Genomic DNA, 770 nt, shown 5'->3' on the forward strand with positions numbered 1-770 from the left:
CTCATGGAGGCCGCCGGACCGCGGGGGAAGATCGGGGGATGACGACCTTCAGCAAGGCGGGGGCCAGGCTCGGGATGCTGCCGTTGGCGGTGGTGCTGCTGCTGGCGGCGGGGTGCGGAACGCAGCGGGGAGGGGGTGCCGCCGGAGCCGACCGGGGTTCGGATCCCACGCCGTCCGGTGTGGCGGCACCGAGCGCACCGGCGGACTTCCCCTGCCCCGATGAGAGCCACGCGCCCGCGACGCCCTCGACGCCCACCGCCCCCGTCACGCCTCGGCCCACGGAGCCCTCGGCCGCCGCCTCCCCCAGGGCGGCGGAGCCCGGGGAGACGGTCACCTCGGGCCCGGCTGCCCCGCCCGCCGACCACTACGCCGAGAACCACGCCTTCAGGGTTCCTCTCCCCCTCCACGGCCAGAGCCGCTGCGACGGGCTCGCGGCTGTCGGACGCGTCGAGCGGGCCCTCGAACCGCTGCGCCGGCGCGGTGACTTCGCCCCCGAGAGTGTCCGCACCGCCCTCACCTCCCTCGGCTACGCCGCCGGGAAGGTGCGCACGTACCAGAACGGCCCCACCGGCGTCGGCTTCCTCGTGGATGTCGGGGCCTCTCCCTGGTGTGTGGAGGGGACGATGAGCAGTGCCTCCACCAGGGCGGAGGCCTTCGGCGGCTACCCCGACGGCACCGGCTGCGAGCCCCCGCGGGGCGGCCACTGAACACAGCCGTACCCGGCGGGCGGCAACTGCCCGGCTGGGGCGGATGAATCGGGGACCCTCGGG

The 770-nt window shown here is 76.0% G+C and carries 1 protein-coding gene; it reads left to right on the forward strand.

All coding sequences use genetic code 11. From position 1 onward, the window contains the following. The first annotated feature begins 38 nt into the window (after positions 1 to 38). A complete protein-coding gene (locus tag VR44_RS31585) occupies positions 39 to 707 on the forward strand; it encodes a hypothetical protein (RefSeq protein ID WP_045951051.1) in 669 nt (222 codons plus the stop codon). The last annotated feature ends 63 nt before the right edge of the window (positions 708 to 770 follow it).

This window comes from Streptomyces katrae, from assembly GCF_000966975.1.
Classification (GTDB): Bacteria; Actinomycetota; Actinomycetes; order Streptomycetales; family Streptomycetaceae; genus Streptomyces; species Streptomyces katrae.